Below are 18,842 nucleotides of genomic sequence, written 5' to 3' on the forward strand. Positions count from 1 at the left end.
ATGAAAATCTTTGCCAGCAGCAGAAATTAATAAAATCTGTTCCTGGAGTAGGTCAGGTTTTATCTTGGACATTATTATCAAAAACAGAAGGTTTTACAGTTATAACAGATCCAAGAAAAATGGCATGCTACAGCGGAGTCGTACCTTTTGATTTTCAATCTGGAACATCATTGAAAAGAAGACCCGGAGTATCAATGCTTGCTGATAAAAATCTAAAAACTATTTTACATATGGCTGCGATGAGTGCAATCCGATTAGATAATGATTTAAGGAAGTACTACATCAGAAAAGTTGATGAAGGAAAAAACAAAATGAGCGTTTTAAATGCTGTGAGAAATAAAATAATCCATCGGGTTTTTGCGGTAATAAAAAAACAAACCTCTTATCAAAAAGATTTGGTTTTATCATAGAAATCGAAATGACAAACTATATCGAAACGTACAATAGAATTACAAATAAAAAACCCCGACTTTAAAAATCGGGGTTTCAATTTCCAGTAAATTCCGGAACTACTAATATCTAAATAGTACTATAGAGTTTATTATAAAGATTCAATTGTTATTACTGAGTGTCCTCCTGCACCATATAATGATACAGATCTGGCACCACTATAATTGGCACTTTTAAAATTGATTATATCTCCTACTTTTAAAGTTACTATTCCTGACGTATATACTGTTTGATCATCCCCTGCAACAGTAAGTGAAATAAAAGGCATAGCAGGATTACTTACCTGAGCATTTGCATTATTAAATATAGTGGCTATACGCCAATTGTCTCCTACTGTAGAACCACCAAATTTTGCGCCCAACGTATACATATTCATAGAAATGCGATATTTGCCATCCCTTGGTACTTTATATGAATTCGTGGTTGTATTCCAGCCATAAGTCGAGCCGTAAATTGTCTTGGCATCATCTTCAACAACAACTGAAAAGAAATCAATGAGTTTCCAGTCAGTCATTGCACCAGTTGATGGAAAAAATTTTTGCCCTCCGCTAGAAGTGACAACTGTTTGCAATTGAATTGCAGAACTTTGCCATACCGCATTTCCATCAGGATCTGAGGTTAAGACTTTTCCGGAACTGGCGCCTGTTGGTAATTTTAATCCGGTAGCGGTGCCGTTTGTACCTGAAATTTCTAAATTGTTTGAAGGTGCTGTAGTACCAATACCAATTTTTCCTCCAGAGGTAATTCGCATTCTCTCAACACTATTGGTTTCAATAGGTAAATCAAAAGCATCGTTGGTCCCAATAAATTTTAAGGCTCCATTATTGTTTCCACCCTGAATCCATGCATCTGTTGAAGAAGCAACACGTATCCATTTTGAACCATTATTATAATATTCGCCAGGTGTAACAGCATTTACACCACTTCCTGCTGTTGCAGTATTCCAGACATGCATTCCTGCGACATGCGCGGTCATTGGCGCAAAATTGTTGATAGCTGTTAAAGCAACATTGGGCAACAACAAACCTTTTGCACTGGTTCCATCGGTTCTGTTTAAATCTAAAACAGCATTTTTATTCGGGTTATTGGTTGGCATTCCTACCTGCGCATTGGCATACGAAAGACTTAAACCCCAGCAAAGCAGGGTTAATTTGAAATATTGTTTCATTTTTTTATTGTTTAATTATTGTAATTGAATTGAATAAATCGGTAAAATCTAGATGTAGAGTATATTTTTTGTACCAAAATGCACAATATTGTTCATTTAGGCGATGAAGCTCTTCGAAGTGTTTTTGGAAATTTTAAAAGAAATGCGTTAACAATAATAAGTGTGGTATTATTCTATTGTTAGTATAACGTATTTCTAAACTGGCGTTTATTCCATATTTAAGTGAGCTAAAAAGTGATTTTTCGGATACTTATTCCGAAATGATTACTTTTTTAGCTACTTTTAAATATTTTTTCGTGCTCTTATTCCCTTACTGATCTAAAAGAAAACTGTGATTTTAGCATCACCATTTTTTACACCGTAAGATTATGGGTACAAATATAATACACAATATTGTGTATTTACAAGTTTTTGTGAAAATTTTTACACAAAATTATGTTTTTAAATTATAAATTGTAGATGGATTCTGTTGAGTTAAGAGAGAAAAGAAAGTCGCTAGGGCTTACGCAGAAAGAGTTTGCGTCGTTAATTGGCGTTTCTGGCAACACCATAATAAATTGGGAAGGCGGTAAAAAAATACCGGCATCAAAATACACAATATTGCGTTCTGTGTTTGACAAACACACAAAAAACACTACAAAAAGCGAAAAATCAGATACTGAAAAGCTTACCGGTTACTATTACCCGGATGTAGCTGTAAAATCAGGATTGGAAAAAAGCCTTAAAGAAGACAAATTAAAACGTCTTCCGGTAAGTCTTCCGGAATGGGACGAAGAAATTGAGTTTATTAATGTCTACGGCGACAGCATGTACCCTGAATTTTGCGCAGGACAAATTATAGGCATCAAAGAAGTCGAAAGCGAATTTATGCATTATGGTTATGCGTATGTAGTAGTTTTACGCGACGATCAGGTTTTCTTAAACTATATCAAAAAAGGAAAAAATGACGAATACTGGCTTCTTTCCTCTGAAAATCCAAAATATGAAGCCAGAGAGTTTCATAAATCTTTAATTAAAAAAATTTTTATTATTAAAGGGGTTATCAGTAAAACAACTATGTGATTTTTTTGTTGTGCTCACAAGTAAGATGCTCACGCGGAGAATATATAGGTGCGCAATTTCTCGTTTCTCGAAATGAAATGCGATACCTTGTCATTTCGACCGAAGGGAGAAATCACACTAGAAACTCCACAATCTTTGGCGATCAGCGTGTGTGATTTCTCGTTCCTCGAAATGACAAACTAGATGGAAAACACGAGCGCTTCACACTAACAAAAGGCAAAAAACACGAGAAACTCTACAATCATTTTAAAACATAGCCTCTGGTTGAAACCAGAGGAACGCAAAGATTGATCCTCAATTTAATTAAAAAATCAATTGCCTCCAGCTTTAGCTGGAGGTATAATAAGAAACATAGTAAGGCTTTAGCCAAAATGTGTATTTTGGCTAAAGCCTTACTCCTGCTAACTATTTAATTCCCCTAGTTAAAACCAGGGGCTATTCATAAAAAACTTCAACAACTTATATAACCCATATGTGTTCAAAAAACAAGAATCAATTTACAATTATATTCTCCTGGTTAAAACTGGGAGCTATTCAATAAAAAAATGCAAGACCAAAATTGATCTTGCATTTTTTGTAATTTGATACATTTAAATAAAATATCTTTTATGCTCTCTGACGCTCGTGAATACCTTCTTTAATTTCTTCTACCATTTTTTTATTAAAAGCGGGCAAATCGTTAGGGTTTCGACTCGTCACTAATCCGTTGTCTACTACTACTTCTGAGTCTTCCCATTGTGCTCCGGCATTTTTCAAATCGTTTTTAACTGAGAAGAACGATGTTACTTTTCGACCTTCTAAAACATCGGCATCGACCAAAATTTGAGGTCCATGACAAATAGCGGCTACTGGCTTTTTACTTTCAAAAAACGAACGCACAAAATTTACTGCAGCTTCTTCTCTTCTCAATAAATCAGGATTAATTACTCCTCCAGGCAGAACCAAAGCGTCGTAATCGGCTTCATTTGCCTGATCTAAAACAACATCAACGTTAAATTCTTTGCTCCAATTTCCGTCTTTCCAGGCTTTAATCGTTCCTGATTTCAAACTAACGATATCTGCATTCCAACCCTGCTCTTCCAGATAGGCTTTAGGAGATGCTAATTCTGATTCTTCAAAACCGTTTGTGGCTAATATGGCTATATTCTTTTTCATGATTTTAATTTTTTTAAAACGTTATTAATTTGATTTACCTAAAATTACTTATTTCAGACAGCTATCGAAAACAGACGTTGTTAAAGCTTTCTTTAATAAAAGTTAATTAATTGAATTACAGGTTTTTATTAAAAATTAAATTAAAATTATATAAGATGTATGTCCACTTGATTTACTATTTTATAGTATGGAAGTAAGTAAGGGAATTACTTTTAGAAATTAGAAGGAAGTCTAATACTGTGTAAGCGACAAATCAAACAATTTTATTTCTGATTTTTAGTACTATATAAAACCTTATTTTTACAAAGGAGAATAAAGAAAAATACAAGCAATGACCTTTGAAAACATAAATGAAATTGAAGAACTAAAAGAATTCTATCTCTCACAAGACAAAAAAATCAACTCTTTCAATTACGAAATACAGCTTTTTAATGGTTTAATCGATACTCTGGAATGGTCAACACTTTCTGATCCGGAAAAACTGGAAAAAAGAAAAAAAGATTTTCGTATAAAATCTGCTTACAAAGAATTATATCCGGATATAGTCGTTATGTATGAAGTCGCTGTCATTGAACTGACTGAGTTAATTATGAAGTTTTTAAATGATGTTAGTCCGAAAGTTTTTGACATGCAAAAAATGTCTAACGAAGAGTTTGCATTCTTTAGATTAAAAAATATGCTTTCTTTTGAGCTGTACATCATACATTCAAAAATAAAACTACAGCATTCCGGGCATGTTCTCTATGACGAGATTATGGAACCAATTTTTAAAGAAATAGAAAATACGGTTTATGACGAGCAATACCAATTAAAGCCTTTAAAACAAAAGTTTAAAGAGGTATGCGATTTATTTTTAGAAAGACCTTATGAGAAATTATAACTGCGATATTGAGCAAATTCCAATTTAATAAATCTCAAATTCCAAGACAGAAAATTTACATTTTCAAAATCCTTAGACTTCACTCAGACTGACACTTCAATAAAAATCCCAAAGTAGAAAAGCCTCTGCAATTTTGTTACTTTATCACTTTGCAACTAAAAACCTAACCGCTTAAATTTAAACTTTTTATAGTGTTTTTATAACTTTTAAGAGCCATTGTATCAACCCTTTAAACCATAATTTTACAGAACTCGTAAATAATTATGGCACTTAAAATAATTTATTATGCAGACGATACAAAAAGTTATTGAACTACTCTCCAAAAAATATAAATCACGTATTACGATTCTTAACAACAATCTGGACGGCAGATTTAATTCTATTTTGGACACTAAGAACGGAACCATGTTTTCTGTTTCGTATAATTGTGTGTATATATTCAAGGATTTGAATGACAACTTGTGGACCACTACACCAAAGTCTTTTATTTACAATGACAAGAAATTTTATCCAAGAGTAGGTCAGGAATATACAGGAAAAGACGGCATTACATATAGTTTTACCACCAAAGAAGAGGTTTTGGAAAAAGCGGTAACCTATTTCGAAAAATTTATTGATCCATACTATGGAATTAAAATCGTGAACCAAAAACTGCTTTTCTATGAAGACCGTGATAAAACAACAAAATTCAATTTAAACCTGCATAAGTTTAAAGCCCGAATGTTTGACAAAACCGACACTTACGTCTCTTTTAATTAAAAATATACTCATGAGCTTTCATCAGTAAAGACACTAAAGTAAGGCATCCTGAAACGAAATAACCTGCGTTTCGCTTTATTTAGTAATTACCCAAACTGTACGCATTCAATCTGAATGCCGTGTTTTAAAATTTTGATTTGGTTTTAAAATGCAAAAATTACAATTTACTTGCAAAGAGACAGCACTTTTATTAGTTGCTGTCTTTTTTATTATAAAAAAAACTAAACCACTACATAACAGCATTTTGAGACACCAAAACCTTTTATAATTATTCAATAAAAAACTTATTTTAATACAAAAAAAACTTTTAGTGGCTAAAACGATAAAAATCGTACTTTTAAATTTACGGTTTCAAAGACAAAAAATCCACATGTTATGCCACTAACAAAAAAAATTACAGACTTACTGTCTAAAAAATACAATCCAAATATTAGTATTTTAGGCAATTACACCAGCAGTACATACACTTCGATTCTGGATAATGATAATGGTACAATCTTTATTGTATCTGATTCTGACTTGTATTCTTTTAAAGATCAGGATCGTAATCTTTGGGTAAACGTTACAGATTCCTTTCATTCAGACGGTAAAGAACATCATCCTGAAATGGGAAAATCGTATAACCTCGATCATGGAGTACAATACAGTTTTACAACAAAGGAGGCAATTGTAGAAATGGCTGCCAGCTATTTTGAAAACCACAAATACGATATTACTTAATTTTCTGACAGCTTAAAATTTGATTATAGACGGTTCAAAAAAAAGCTGTCCTTTTTTTGTATAAGCAGTATTTCCTACAAAAAAAGAAACAAACTTATTCCCTATTTGTATATATTTGTTTCCAAACCTATTAAATTTTTAAGCTATGATTATAGTTATATTACTTGTTGTTTTTATATTATTTGGTATCCTGATTTACAATTCGCTTATCGGAAAAAAGAATCAGATAACCAATGCTTTTTCTGCTATTGATGTCATGCTGAAAAAACGTTTCGATCTGATTCCGAATCTGGTTGAAGTGGTAAAACAATATACTAATTACGAACAAAGTACTTTAACTAAAATTACAGAACTTCGCGCACAAGCGTCTTCAGGTTCTTTAACCGATACCGAAAAAGCAAGCTTAGACACTCAGTTAAGCACAGCAGTAAAAGGTTTAATGGTAACCGTTGAAAACTATCCGGACTTAAAAGCCAATACAAATTTCCTCAATTTACAATCGACATGGACAGAAAGCGAAGAACAAATCGCTGCTGCAAGAAGAACGTATAATGCTGCCGTAACCGATTATAACAACGCCATCATGATGTTCCCAGGAAATATGTTTGCCGGAATGTTGAATTACACTAAAATCGACGTTTTGGAAACACCGGCAGAAGAACGCAAAAATATAAGTGCAAAAGAGCTTTTTAATAATTAATGGATTCAGAAAATACTAGTTCCGGAGCCTTGCAGGAGGTTTTGAATACCTTAGAAACCGACCGTAAAAAAATAGCCGAAACGTACAAAACCAGCTACATCTTATTCGGACTTGCGGGCGTGATTTTAGTAATTGGTTTTCTAATCCGGTTTCCTGCTTTATCTGTTTTTGGTGCTTTAGTTCCTGCTATCATTGGGATTGTCATGTATTACAAAGTAGATGATGAAGCCAGAAAATACAAAAATGCATATAAAACCAACATAATCGCATCGGCCTTAAAGGAGATTAATCAGACTTTGACAATTACTCCTCAAAGCGGATTGCCTCATTATGAATTTGTTAGTTCTGAACTTTTTACCACAAGACCGGATCGCTATAATACACAGGATTTAGTAAACGGAACTGCCGATAAAACTTCCTTTTGGTTTGCCGAAGTTCATGCTGAATACAAAACCGAAACACGTACCAAAAACGGAACACGTACCGAATGGCGTACCATTTTTAAAGGAATTATTTTTGTAGCCGATTTTAATAAAAACTTTAATGTTTCTACGGTTGTACGTCCAAAAGGCATTGGTGATGCTATTAGTTCCTGGTTTTCCAAAAACGTTTTTAGTTTTGGAAACTCTGAGCTTGTAACTTTAGAAAATAACGTATTTGACGACATCTTTGCTACTTATTCAAAAAATCAGATCGAAGCAAGATATATCTTAACGCCAGCCATGATGGAAAGAATTCTGGATTTAAACAAAAAATCTGACGATACAATTTCGATCTCTTTCATAAACTCAAAAATGTATATTGCTTTCCCGCTATCTCACAATTATTTTGAACCTCCTATTCATTCGTCGCTTTTAGATCCCGATTTACTCAGCGATGATCTTTCGATTGTACATTTTATGCAGAATATAGTACAGGAACTGGATTTGAATACTAGGATTTGGGGGAAGGAATAAGAGCAATTTCTTTTATGAATCTACAAAAATATACATGAAGATGAAACGATTCAAAATCATATCTTCTCTTAGATCTTTTCTTTCGAACTTTAGGAATCAAAAAACTAAAGTATTGACGAATTCCGATTTAATTCATAATGTTAGACTGGCAATAAATCCAAAATTTCAAGACTGGATCTTGTTCAAAAATGGAACTTACATTGTTTTTGACAATGCAGACATAATTCCAGATTTAGAAAGTGAAGCTATAAAACTAATGAAAGAATTTGGACCTGTCTATGCGGGCGGTTCTGCCGGAGACTTTGGAACTGCCAATTTAGGTAAAAATAAAGGCTGGATAGTTTCAGGACATGGATACGGAATGTATACGTATGTAGATCCGAGCGAAATAAAACATAAAAAAACAAATGATGTTGAAATTGGTTTATTCGGAAGGAATAAAAGAGATTTGGATGGCAAAAATCCAGATATAATTCATGTTAATAGAAAAACGAATTATTATTCTTAATTTCTACATCATATTTTTATTGATTTCTTTATAAAGTAATTGGACAAACTTCTTCTGAAAAAAATATAAAAATCTTAATCTCAATGTACCATATAAGTAAAAATTTAAACCGTTTAGAAATAGGTGTCATTAATTCTTTTGAAAAACGTAATAATGACCTTAAAATAAATTTTGCTCTTGTAAAGTTGGCTAATTTTATTGAAGGAGGTTATCAAAACAAAATCAGCTTTACGAAATCTGATTTACTCATAACTAACATATTTTCAGAATCATTTTATTTTAATAAAAATCAAGAAAAAACACATATCACCAATATTGAAAACGAGTATTATATTACTGATTTCAAAAAAATTATAGAAACTAAAAATTGTCTTGAATTAGAAATCGTTACATGGAAAAACAATCAACCATACAACGAAAACGACGATACTGATTTCATTATTTGGAAAATTAAAGCTGGATCTTTTGAGCTAAGATGGAACGGTTTTACTTATTGGTAGGCATTTACAATTATGAGTTCTACCTCAAATCTTTTTTAATAACCAAATATTTCAAATCTGTTTTCCCAGCATTGCTTATCCCGTGTTCTGCATTTGGCGGACAATATAAGCTTGTATTTGGCCCAACAACAATCGTTTTTCCATCTAAGAAAAAAGAAGCCGAGCCTTCCAGAATATAAAAGAATTCCTCTTCTGGATGATGATGTGGTGCGTGGGTAGATTTTCCTGGTTCAACAATACTCATTTTTAAGGTATTTTCCTGAGTAAAATCCTTATCGGCAAACCAATATTGATAACCTACTTTGGTTTTCTTCGCTTTGTCTAATTCAAAATGATTAACACAGTTTTCAATTGTGTATTGTGGTGGAGCAGTTTCCTTTTTGGTTTCCTGAGAAAAGGCAATCTGCTGGAAAAATAAAACAGTAAATGCGGTTTTTAGGATAGTTAAACTTTTCATTTTTTTTTCTTGTAATGTTACGAAAAATATCAATGCTGATAACTGGAATGGTGTTTTTGTAATCCTTACGAAGGAAGGATCACACTAGAAAATCCAGAAATCATAATTAATAATCTTTGTAGATCGCCTGCATTTTTACTCAATTTTGTCATTTCGAGGAACGAAGACCCGAGCGATAGCGAAAAGGCGAAGCAAATCACACTAGAAACTCCGAGCTGAATGTCGCCAATCTTTGTCGAATCCCGAATGTGATTTCTCGTTCCTCGAAATGACAAACTATATGGATAATCTAATAAAAAAACACAAGTTCTCACCTAGCCCTGATCGAAACGGCATCCTTTTATGCCGGGGTTCGGCATAAAAGATATAGTGAAGAGCAGGACAAATGGTCTTAAAAAACGAAAAAGTGCTGCTCCTTAATAAAATCATACCAAAATAAATCTCAATAAAATAAAGGGTTCTCAAAGCTTTATGCATCAATCTATGACACGATAAGAAAATATTATGATAAAAATATTTCATTATTAGAAAAACCGTCATACATTTGCCTAACAGTGTTAAACGATTTAATACTCGAATATAATGGCTAGCAAAGATCGAATTTTAAGACAAAAAGAAGAGACAAGGAACAACATCCTTGGCGCTGCTTATGATATCGTAAAAGAAGAAGGCTGGAATGGTTTGAGTATGCGTAAAATTGCCGACAGAATCGAATATACTGCTCCTATTATTTATGAATATTTCTCAAATAAGGAAGCAATATTAGAAGAACTGACTGGTAAAGGTTTTATCAAACTGACAAAAGAACTGCAAATTGCAATTGATAAGTTTGAGAAACCCGAAGATCAATTAGAAGCCATGTGGATGACTTACTGGGACTTCGCTTTTACTAATACTGAAATGTATCAGTTAATGTTTGGTGTTCAAATGACGTGTTGCGCACAGCGATGTTCGGCTCAGGAGGGACCTTACAAATTATTCACTCAGGTCATTGCTGAAGTAATGAAAGACAGCAATCCGAGTCAGGATATTATTAAACAAAAGTATTTCACTTTCTTTTCTGTTATTCATGGTTTAATCGCCATCAACATCATTAACAAAAGTGATATTTTAGAAACAATAAATGCCCAAATTTTGAAAGATGCCATTGGTGGTATCATCAAATCTATACAATAAAAAAATTTTCAATTTTACTTAACAGTGTAAAATGATTTAAACGGGATAATGTAAAATCCTTTTTTTTATAACTTTCGCTTAACACTGTTAGAAAATTTAATCAAGGTAATAAAAGCTCTTTTTTTAGACTTTTACTTAACACCGTTAAATATTTTAATACTGATTTGAAATAGAATTGGAAAGACTTACTGTATGGAAATTTGTGCACTTTTACTTAACAACGTTAGATAATTTAATTCAATTAAATATGAATCCCGAGAATGCCAGAATACCTAAGAATTTTATCCGAGAAAATGTTCAACCAATTAAAACCACAATGAAAATGAAAAATGTAATTATAACCAGTTTTATTCTGGCCCTAGTATTAAGCAGCTGTGCCGATAAAAATCAGGCGCCTACTGCTCCACCTCCACCGGTTTTACCAGTTTTAGCTATCACAAGCGCCAATACAACAACTGACGCTGAATATCCTGCAGCTATACAAGGAACTGTTGATGTGGAAATTAGACCACAAGTAAGCGGAAACCTTGACAGAATTTTTGTAGACGAAGGTGCTTATGTAAGCAAAGGACAAACTTTATTCAAAATCAATGAGCGTCCATTCCGTGAGCAGTTAAACAATGCTTTGGCAAGTCTTCACGCAGCTGAAGCGGCTTTAATCAACGCTAATTTAGAAGTTGATAAATTAACGCCTCTAGTTCAGAACAAAGTAGTTTCTGATTATCAATTGAAAACAGCTAAAGCTTCTCAAAAAATTGCTGCTGCCAATATCGAACAAGCAAAAGCAATGGTTGGTTCTGCTAAAATTAATTTAGGATACACCAACGTAACAGCTCCAGTGAGCGGTTACATCGGAAGATTACCTAAAAAACAAGGAAGTTTAGTTTCTGCTTCTGATGTTGAAGCTTTAACGACTTTATCTGACGTTCATGAAGTATTTGCTTATTTCTCTTTAGGTGAAACAGATTTCATTCACTTTAAAGAACAATATGCTGGAAGTTCATTAGGCGATAAAATCAAAAAATTACCTCCAGTTACTTTGATTTTGGCAGATAACAGCGCTTATCCAAAAACAGGAAAAATCGATATGGTTGACGGTCAGTTTGATAAAACTACAGGAGCAATTACGATTAGAGCGACTTTTCCAAATGCAAACGGAATTTTACGTTCTGGAAACACAGGAAGAATCCGTTTAGGGTTAAACCACGACGATGCGATTTTAGTACCTCAAGCAGCTACAATCGAAATGCAAGATAAAGTATTTGTTTTCACTGTAGGCAAAGACAACAAAGTAACTAAAATGCCTATTACTGTTGTAGGTAAAAGCGGTACCAATTATTTAATTAAAGACGGCGTAAAATCTGGTGATCAAATCGTGATGAGCGGTATTGACAAACTTCAGGATGGACAAGCGATTCAGCCAGAAAAATCAACTAAAGTTGCCGAAGTAACTAACAAAAAATAATCAGAAGAAATAATGTTCAAAATATTTATACAAAGACCTGTACTGGCAACCGTAATTTCCATTTTATTGGTAATTCTGGGGGTATTGGGTTTAACTAAACTGCCTTTACAACAGTTTCCAGATATTGCGCCACCATCGGTTTTGGTAACGGCGGTATATCCGGGAGCCAACGCAGAAACGGTTTTACGTTCTGTGGCACCTTCTATTGAAGAATCTATAAATGGTGTAGAAAACATGACTTACATGAGTTCTACAGCTAGTAACGATGGTACTTTGGCCATTACAGTTTTCTTTAAACTAGGAACTGATGCCGATCAAGCTGCAGTAAACGTACAAAACCGTGTTGCTCAGGCAACGAGTCAGCTTCCTGCGGAGGTTGTACAGCAAGGTATAGTTACGGCGAAACAACAAAACAGTTTCATCATGGCAATTGGTATGTACACCGAAGATGAATCAAAATACGATCAGACGTTTGTTGCCAACTATGCACAGATTAATATTATTCCGGAACTAAAACGTATTCCGGGTGTAGGTTCTGCCAGTATTTTTGGTGGTGTAAAAGATTACTCTATGCGTGTTTGGTTGAATCCAACACAAATGTCAACTTATAAAGTGACGCCAAGCGAAGTTATGGGCGCGATTCAGGACAAAAGTTTGGAAGCGGCTCCAGGGAAATTTGGAGAACGAAGCAAAGAAGTTTTTGAATACGTTATTAAATACAAAGGGAAATTAACTAAACCGGAAGATTATGAAAATATTGCTATACGCTCTAATGCAGATGGCTCAGTACTTCGCTTAAAAGATGTAGCGCGAGTTGAATTGGGTGCTTACTCTTACAACAGTTTAACGCGTTTAAATGGTAAAAAAGGAATTGTAATTGGGGTTATTCAGTTAGCTGGATCGAACTCTAATGATATTCAGATTGCCATTAACAAAATGATGGAAAAAGCTTCTAAAGATTTTCCAAAAGGTATCAAACACAATATTTTCTATAGTACAAAAGTATCTCTTGACCAATCTATCGAACAAGTTGAGCATACATTATTAGAAGCTTTTATACTGGTATTTATTGTGGTATTTATCTTCTTGCAAGATTTTAGATCAACATTAATCCCGGCTATTGCTGTACCTGTAGCAATTTTAGGAACGTTCTTCTTCATGCAGTTATTCGGATTTTCGATCAACCTTTTAACGCTTTTCGCATTAATTCTGGCGATTGGTATTGTGGTCGATGATGCCATTGTGGTAGTCGAAGCGGTGCATGCGAAAATGGAGCACAAACGCTTGTCTCCAAAAATCGCAACCCATGAAGCAATGCACGAAATAACGGGTGCTATTATCTCGATTACGCTGGTAATGGCTGCTGTATTCCTGCCGGTTGGTTTTATGGAAGGCTCAACAGGAGTTTTCTATCGTCAGTTTGCCTTTACGATGGCGATTGCAATTGTAATTTCGGCAGTAAATGCCTTAACATTGAGTCCAGCGCTTGCGGCATTATTCTTAAAAGATAATCATGGAGCACACGATCACAATGAACCTTATCAGAAAAAAGGATTTAAAGAGAAATTCTTTACCGCTTTCAATAGCAGTTTTGAATCGTTGACAAACCGTTATGTGGGCGGACTTAAATTCTTAATCAGAAGAAAATGGTTGAGTTTAGGCGGATTAGCTTTAGTTGTTGTTGCAACTTTTGTAATGGTGAAAACAACTCCTGCAGGGTTTATTCCAACAGAAGATCAAGGATTTATTGCGATTGCAGTAAATACACCATCTGGAACATCATTAGACGGAACTCAGAAAGTAATGACCGATGCTGAAAATACATTAAGAGGTTTAGATGCTTCTCGATTTGTAACAGCGATTTCAGGTTTCAACTTATTGACGAATTCTACAAGTCCATCTTCTGCGGTTGTATTCGTATTGCTTAAACCAAACGAAGAACGCGGCGAAGTAAAAAACATTGACGAAATCATGAATCAGGTTCGTGGTAAACTGGGCAGTATTTCTGGCGGAAGTTTCTTCGTATTCAGTTTCCCAACTGTTCCTGGATTTAGTAACGTTGAGGCTTTAGATTTGGTTCTACAAGATAAAACGGGAGGAAAACTGGATAAATTCAGTGGAATTTCTCAAAACTTTATCGGTGAATTAATGAAACGTCCAGAAATTGCAGTTGCCTTTACCTCTTTCAAAGCCGATTATCCACAATTGCAATTGGAAGTTAATGATGAAAAAGCAAATCAATTGGGTGTTAATGTAAAAGACATTTTACAAACTATGCAGGCTTATTTTGGTAGCGCACAAGCATCTGACTTTAACCGATTTGGTAAATATTACCGAGTAGTTGTTCAGGCTGATATTGAAGACAGAGCAGATCCAACAGCAATTGATAGAGTTTTTGTAAAAAACAAAACTGGCGAAATGGTGCCAATAAATACTTTAGTAAAACTAACTCGTATTTATGGTTCTGAAACCGCTTCTAGATATAATTTATTTAACTCAATTTCTATTAATGCCATTCCGAAACCAGGATTTAGTTCTGGAGATGCCATTAAAGCAATTGAAGAAGTAGCAGCACAACAATTACCTGCAGGTTACGGGTTTGAATTCTCGGGCCAAACTCGTGAGGAGATTTCTTCCGGAGGGCAATCGGCTACAATTTTTTTACTGTGTTTGATATTCATTTATTTCCTACTTGCTGCACAGTATGAGAGTTATATCCTTCCTCTAGCGGTTATTTTATCAATCCCTGCAGGTATTTTTGGAGTATTCGTTGCTATTGGTTTAACTGGAATTGAAAACAATATTTACGTACAAGTTGCTCTTGTCATGCTGATCGGATTGCTCGCTAAAAATGCCATCTTAATTGTGGAATTTGCAGTGCAAAAACGAAAATCAGGAATGGCGTTAGTTAAAGCTTCAATCGATGCTGCCAAATTACGTTTGCGACCAATTATCATGACGTCTCTTGCCTTTATTGTTGGTTTAGTTCCAATGATGAGCGCCAAAGGGCCATCAGCTCAAGGTAACCACTCTATTAGTATTGGTGCCGCCGGAGGTATGATTTCGGGAGTAATTCTAGGTTTGTTTATCATCCCTGTTTTATTCATCATCTTCCAACATTTACAAGAAAAGGTTTCTGGAAAACCAGTTGCCGTAATTCATAACGAAGAAAAATAATAATGGAAAACTATATCACAACCATTCTTGTTGCCATCATATTTGGCATCGGCTATATATCGTACAGAATCTCAAAAGATCTTGAAACCAGAAAAGATACTTGTACAGAGATATAATCTGTTGAGAAAAAAATTAAACACATAGAAACATAGATTTTTGTGTCAAAAAAAGAGATTAGAAGAAACTAGTTTCCACACATAGTCCCGATGGCTATCGGGAATGTGCATTTATGCAAGTGAAACGCCTTTTAAATCTGCAAAAAACTATGTTTCTATGTGTTTCAAAAAAAATTACCCCCAAACGGGTTAAAAGAATTTTAATAAAAAACTAAATGAAAAATCATATAACCAAAATCGTGACCTTCGCCATTCTGATCACGACTTTAATATCCTGTAAAGTTTCGAAGGATATTGAAACTCCAAAAGATGCATTTCCTGAGAATTTCAGGAATGCATCGGTTTCGAGTGATACAACAAGTATTGCCGATGTGGAGTGGAAAAACTTCTTTACTGAAAAAGATATTATCAAATTAATTGACAGCGCTGTTGCAAGAAATAACGACCTTCAAATTGCCGAAAAGAACATTGAAATTGCACAATACCGTTTTACACAGTCAAAATGGGGAAATGTGCCTCAGGTTAATTTATTTGTAAACGCAAGCACAAGTAATCCGTCTGACAATAGTTTTACTGGATTAAACTTAAACCAAGCAATTGGAGCTAAACATATTGACGACTATTCTGCTGGAGCTTCTCTTTCTTGGGAGGCTGATATTTGGGGAAAGATCAGAAACCAAAAGAAAGGGGCTTACGCAGGATATCTTCAGTCTGAAGAAGTAAAAAAAGCATTGCAGACTAATATAGTTGCGAACGTTTCAAGAGGATATTACAATCTTTTGATGCTGGACGCACAATTGGATATTGCCAGACAAAATCTTCGCTTAAACGATAGTACAACCAATATTATCAAATTAAAATACGATGCGGGTCAGGTAACAACATTGGCAATTCAACAATCGGAAGCACAGAAATTAAACTCAGCGCAGTTGATTCCGTTATTGGAACAGAATATTTCTATTCAGGAAAATGCTTTGAGCGTTTTGACAGGTTCTTTTCCGAATTCTAAAGAAAGAACAGTTAAGTTAAGCGCACTTGAAGTAAAACACAATACAGCAATCGGAATTCCCTCTTCGTTAGTAAGCAGAAGACCAGACGTAAAAAGCGCCGAATTGGCTCTTAAAGCTGCCAACGCAAATGTCGGTATCACAAAAGCCGATTTATATCCTGCTCTAAGAATTACAGCTCAAGGCGGATTAAACTCTTTCGAAACAAGCAATTGGTTCAACATTCCGGCTTCTTTATTCGGAACTGTTGCAGGCGGTTTAACTCAACCTCTTTTGAATAACAAAAGAGTGAGAACACAATATAATATCGCTGTTGCAGAAAGAGAAAAAGCGGTTTTAGCTTTTAGACAACAAGTTTTGGTTGCTGTAAGCGAAGTTTCTGATGCTTTGGTTAAAGTAGAAAAATTACAACAACAAGAAACTTTCTTAAAAGAAAAAGTAAAAACATTACAACAAGCTATTAAAAATGCCAACCTTTTATTCAAAAACGGTATGGCAGAATATCTTGAAGTTTTAACTGCACAAGCGAATTTATTGCAAAGCGAACTAGAACTGGCTGATATTAAAAGACAACAACTTACAGCAAATACAGATTTGTACCGCGCCCTAGGCGGAGGCTGGAAATAATACCCAATACCCGTTAATTATTTATTTTTTGAGATGAAAACGCTGTGAGACCTTTGGGTTTCATGGCGTTTTTTGTTTTGCCACGAAGGCGCTAGGGCGCGAAGTTTTTTTTAAGTCTCTCGCAGATTTTGCTGATTGTGGAGATTTATTCTCAATTTTTTGTCAATTTCGACGAAGGAGAAATCTCCGCGAGAAACTCTACAAAGATTGGACTCTCGTTGCGAAGCTACTTGTGAAGATTTCTCCTTCGTCGAAATGACAAAATTGCGGTTATTTCTTTATTTTTGAATAGTAAATCTAGTGCCTTAAAAAAATAAAAACTTTCTGCCTTAGCGTCTTCGCGGCAAAACCAAACCAATCTATGACTTTCAATCCAGAAATATACCTCAACAATCTAAAACAAACTATCGAAAGTTACTATCCGCTTTCTGATCAGTCTTGGAAACAGATTGAAAGTACTACAAATTTCCAAACGCTTAAAAAAGGAGAAACGCTATTACAAAATGGAGAAGTCGCTAAAAACCTTCATTTTATTGCAAAAGGTATTCTAAGAGCTTTTATAACCGATCAACAGGGGAATTTCTATAACAAGAATCTTTTTATGGAAAATTATTTTGCAGGTTCTAAAGTTTCCTTGATGCTCCAAAGTCCATCCAATTTTACAATTGAGGCTTTGGAAGATTCCATTGTAATCAACATCAACTATAAAAAATATATGGAGCTGATCTATCAAAACGACGATCTCAAAAACTTCTATATCGCTCATTTAGAGAAAAACTGGATTATTGATAAAGAACAAAGAGAAGTCGCTTTAGTAATGCAAAACGCAACCGAAAGATATCTTAATCTTCTGGAGAAACATCCAACAATTGCAGATCGTGTTCCTTTGCTTCATATTGCTTCTCATTTAGGAATTACGCCAACACAGTTAAGCCGAATCAGAAAAAGTCTGGAAAAAGATTTGTAAATCAACATATGTAAAGGTTTTTCTAAAAGACCAGAATTATCTTTGTGTTATTATTCAAACTCGTCATTTAAAATGAACCACATAAACCTCATCAAAGACAATATTGACAATCTAACGACACTTTGGAAAACTGTTGCCACTCCTCTTCTTTCCTATCATAAAAACAATCCTTTTGAATTTTCTCAAATCAAAAATTCAGGCTGGCCAAATAGATTATGGTCTCGAAAAGATATTACCGAAGAAAGTTTTCAGCAGATTCTGGAAACCATGGAGAAAAATCCAGGTTTGGTGGTTCCCTATTGGGATATTTTTGGAAGCAATTCTAAAAAGATTTTCGAGAAAAACGGCTTTAATGTCCGAATTCAGCTTGTAGCAATGGCTTTAAAATTGGGCGAAAAATTGTCACTTCAAAACAATCTTACTTTTAAAAGAGTTTTAAATGAAGAAGATGCCAAAACCTGGTCAGATATTTATCCGCTTTCTTTTAGTTATGTAATTAGCAAAGAAACTTTGGTTGCTAATTACGAAAATGTGAAATTTTATTTGGTTCATTTTGAAGGAAAAGCGATTGGAACATTAACTCTTTTCCAAACCGAAAAAACAATGGGAATTCACGGTGTCGGCGTTATTCCGGAAATGCGTAAAAGAGGATTTGCAGAAGAAATCATGAAATTTGCCATAAACGAAGCGATTGATGCTGATTGTAATTATGCACAATTACAAGCTTCGGCTTTAGGAAAAGGAATTTATACAAAATTGGGTTTTGAGGATTTGTTTACGATTACGAATTATCAACTTACGTAAATTCCAAAATTTTAAAATCCAAATTCAAATTAATCAAACTGTTAAATCTCTCGCAAAGAAACGAAGTCGCAAAGTTTTATTTTTAAACCACAGATTAAAAAAGATTAAAGGATTTGTTTCCCGCAGATTTGGCAGATTGAGCAGATTAGATTTTTAAGCCCGAAAATAAATAATCTGCTCAATCTGCC

Annotated in this window: 18 protein-coding genes; 15 read left to right on the forward strand and 3 right to left on the reverse strand. The window is 34.3% G+C overall.

The features are described 5' to 3' along the window. Positions 1-410: transposase (locus ACFS3A_RS17505; protein ID WP_379826865.1), on the forward strand; the 410-nt coding region annotated here is incomplete at its 5' end. Positions 411-541: 131 nt separating this feature from the next. Here the strand turns inward: ACFS3A_RS17505 and ACFS3A_RS17510 are convergent. Continuing rightward, on the reverse strand, positions 542-1,618 hold the full coding sequence (locus tag ACFS3A_RS17510) for a hypothetical protein (RefSeq protein WP_379826866.1): 1,077 nt from the start codon (positions 1,616-1,618) through the stop codon (positions 542-544). 459 nt (positions 1,619-2,077) lie between these two features. Between ACFS3A_RS17510 and ACFS3A_RS17515 the strand changes: the two genes are divergently transcribed. Next, the gene (locus ACFS3A_RS17515) at positions 2,078-2,680 is read left to right on the forward strand and encodes a S24 family peptidase (protein ID WP_379826867.1); all 603 of its coding nucleotides are present in this window, start codon (positions 2,078-2,080) and stop codon (positions 2,678-2,680) included. A gap of 606 nt (positions 2,681-3,286) precedes the next feature. On the opposite strand, the gene ACFS3A_RS17520 is transcribed toward ACFS3A_RS17515, so the two are convergent. Then, the gene (locus ACFS3A_RS17520; RefSeq protein ID WP_379826868.1) at positions 3,287-3,835 is read right to left on the reverse strand and encodes a type 1 glutamine amidotransferase domain-containing protein; all 549 of its coding nucleotides are present in this window, start codon (positions 3,833-3,835) and stop codon (positions 3,287-3,289) included. A 331-nt stretch (positions 3,836-4,166) separates the two neighbouring features. Between ACFS3A_RS17520 and ACFS3A_RS17525 the strand changes: the two genes are divergently transcribed. From ACFS3A_RS17525 to ACFS3A_RS17555, 7 genes are all read left to right on the forward strand, one after another. Then, positions 4,167-4,715 (forward strand): hypothetical protein, encoded by a 549-nt coding sequence (locus tag ACFS3A_RS17525; protein WP_379826869.1) that lies wholly within the window; start codon positions 4,167-4,169, stop codon positions 4,713-4,715. 285 nt (positions 4,716-5,000) lie between these two features. Next, the gene (locus tag ACFS3A_RS17530) at positions 5,001-5,474 is read left to right on the forward strand and encodes a hypothetical protein (protein WP_379826870.1); all 474 of its coding nucleotides are present in this window, start codon (positions 5,001-5,003) and stop codon (positions 5,472-5,474) included. A gap of 375 nt (positions 5,475-5,849) precedes the next feature. Then, positions 5,850-6,194, forward strand: a complete 345-nt coding sequence (locus ACFS3A_RS17535) for a hypothetical protein (protein ID WP_379826871.1) — start codon at positions 5,850-5,852, stop codon at positions 6,192-6,194. 145 nt (positions 6,195-6,339) lie between these two features. Continuing rightward, positions 6,340-6,894 (forward strand): LemA family protein, encoded by a 555-nt coding sequence (locus ACFS3A_RS17540; protein ID WP_379826872.1) that lies wholly within the window; start codon positions 6,340-6,342, stop codon positions 6,892-6,894. Then, on the forward strand, positions 6,894-7,850 hold the full coding sequence (locus ACFS3A_RS17545) for a DUF3137 domain-containing protein (protein WP_379826873.1): 957 nt from the start codon (positions 6,894-6,896) through the stop codon (positions 7,848-7,850). Before ACFS3A_RS17540 ends, ACFS3A_RS17545 begins: the two co-directional genes overlap by 1 nt. Positions 7,851-7,890: 40 nt before the next feature. Then, positions 7,891-8,358, forward strand: coding sequence for a hypothetical protein (locus tag ACFS3A_RS17550; protein WP_379826874.1), 468 nt, complete (start codon positions 7,891-7,893; stop codon positions 8,356-8,358). Positions 8,359-8,441: 83 nt separating this feature from the next. After that, a complete protein-coding gene (locus ACFS3A_RS17555) occupies positions 8,442-8,858 on the forward strand; it encodes a hypothetical protein (RefSeq protein ID WP_379826875.1) in 417 nt (138 codons plus the stop codon). A gap of 19 nt (positions 8,859-8,877) precedes the next feature. Here the strand turns inward: ACFS3A_RS17555 and ACFS3A_RS17560 are convergent, their stop codons facing one another. Further along, the gene (locus ACFS3A_RS17560; RefSeq protein WP_379826876.1) at positions 8,878-9,315 is read right to left on the reverse strand and encodes a cupin domain-containing protein; all 438 of its coding nucleotides are present in this window, start codon (positions 9,313-9,315) and stop codon (positions 8,878-8,880) included. Between the two features lie 582 nt (positions 9,316-9,897). Here ACFS3A_RS17560 and ACFS3A_RS17565 point away from each other — a divergent pair. The 6 genes from ACFS3A_RS17565 to ACFS3A_RS17590 all read left to right on the forward strand — a co-directional run bounded on the left by ACFS3A_RS17565 (position 9,898) and on the right by ACFS3A_RS17590 (position 18,654). Then, a complete protein-coding gene (locus tag ACFS3A_RS17565; RefSeq protein ID WP_068842436.1) occupies positions 9,898-10,491 on the forward strand; it encodes a TetR/AcrR family transcriptional regulator in 594 nt (197 codons plus the stop codon). Positions 10,492-10,738: 247 nt separating this feature from the next. Beyond that, positions 10,739-11,956, forward strand: coding sequence for an efflux RND transporter periplasmic adaptor subunit (locus tag ACFS3A_RS17570; RefSeq protein ID WP_379826877.1), 1,218 nt, complete (start codon positions 10,739-10,741; stop codon positions 11,954-11,956). Between the two features lie 12 nt (positions 11,957-11,968). Then, positions 11,969-15,133 carry an efflux RND transporter permease subunit gene (locus ACFS3A_RS17575; protein ID WP_379826878.1) on the forward strand — a complete coding sequence of 1,055 codons (3,165 nt, stop codon included), beginning with the start codon at positions 11,969-11,971 and terminating at the stop codon, positions 15,131-15,133. A 331-nt stretch (positions 15,134-15,464) separates the two neighbouring features. Then, positions 15,465-16,883, forward strand: coding sequence for a TolC family protein (locus ACFS3A_RS17580; RefSeq protein ID WP_379826879.1), 1,419 nt, complete (start codon positions 15,465-15,467; stop codon positions 16,881-16,883). Between the two features lie 361 nt (positions 16,884-17,244). Continuing rightward, positions 17,245-17,850 (forward strand): Crp/Fnr family transcriptional regulator, encoded by a 606-nt coding sequence (locus ACFS3A_RS17585; RefSeq protein WP_379826880.1) that lies wholly within the window; start codon positions 17,245-17,247, stop codon positions 17,848-17,850. A gap of 72 nt (positions 17,851-17,922) precedes the next feature. Next, on the forward strand, positions 17,923-18,654 hold the full coding sequence (locus ACFS3A_RS17590; protein ID WP_379826881.1) for a GNAT family N-acetyltransferase: 732 nt from the start codon (positions 17,923-17,925) through the stop codon (positions 18,652-18,654). Positions 18,655-18,842: the final 188 nt, after the last annotated feature.

It is taken from the genome of Flavobacterium notoginsengisoli (assembly GCF_042686225.1).
GTDB lineage: Bacteria > Bacteroidota > Bacteroidia > Flavobacteriales > Flavobacteriaceae > Flavobacterium > Flavobacterium notoginsengisoli.